Source organism: Phycicoccus jejuensis (assembly GCF_000720925.1).
Taxonomy (GTDB): domain Bacteria; phylum Actinomycetota; class Actinomycetes; order Actinomycetales; family Dermatophilaceae; genus Phycicoccus; species Phycicoccus jejuensis.
This window is the reverse complement of sequence record NZ_JOEE01000039.1, coordinates 1-682: the sequence shown is the minus strand read 5'-3', so window position 1 is coordinate 682 and position 682 is coordinate 1. Positions and strand designations below refer to the sequence as shown.

The 682-nt window shown below is 73.0% G+C and carries 1 protein-coding gene; it reads left to right on the top strand.

Going from position 1 to position 682, the window contains the following annotated elements:
• On the top strand, positions 1–682 hold a 682-nt coding region (locus tag IG69_RS0119495; RefSeq protein ID WP_051750760.1), incomplete at both ends, for an IS3 family transposase.

The following is a 682-nucleotide window of genomic DNA, read 5'->3' as shown; positions in this document are numbered from 1 at the left end:
GCGCCCCGCTGGTCCGTGAGCTGGCCGCCGACGGCTACCCCGTCGCGGTGACCTGCGAGGTGCTGGGCATCGCCCGCTCCAGCTACTACGAGGCCGTCGGCCGGCCGCCCTCGAAGCGGGCGGTGGCTGACGCGCAGCTGGCCGCCACGATCGAACGGGTGCACACCGACTCCCGCGGCACCTACGGCGCCCCGCGGGTGCACGCCGAGCTACGCCTGGGGCTCGGCCTCCCGTGCGGGCGCAAGCGGGTGGCCCGGCTGATGCGCCAGGCCGGGCTGGTCGGGGTGTGCCACCGCCGCAAGCGCGGGCACCGTCCTGCGCCGGCCACGCACGAGGACCTGGTGCAGCGGGTCTTCACCGCCGACGCTCCGAACCGGGTGTGGTTCACCGACATCACCCAGCACCGCGCGAGCGACGGGTGGGTGTACTGCTGCGCGGTCATCGACGCCTACTCCCGTCGGGTCGTGGGCTGGTCAATCGCCGACCACATCCGCACCGAGCTCGTCGTCGACGCCTTGGATATGGCCCGCTGGCAACGCCGCCCCGCGCCGGGCACGATCCTGCACGCCGACCGCGGCTCGCAGGGCGGATTCAACTGGTCGTCGCAACACCTCGATCGTGGAGGTGTTCATGGGTCGTCCACCTGGGTGGATGGTGACGAGGACGGGTCGTCCGGCGATGC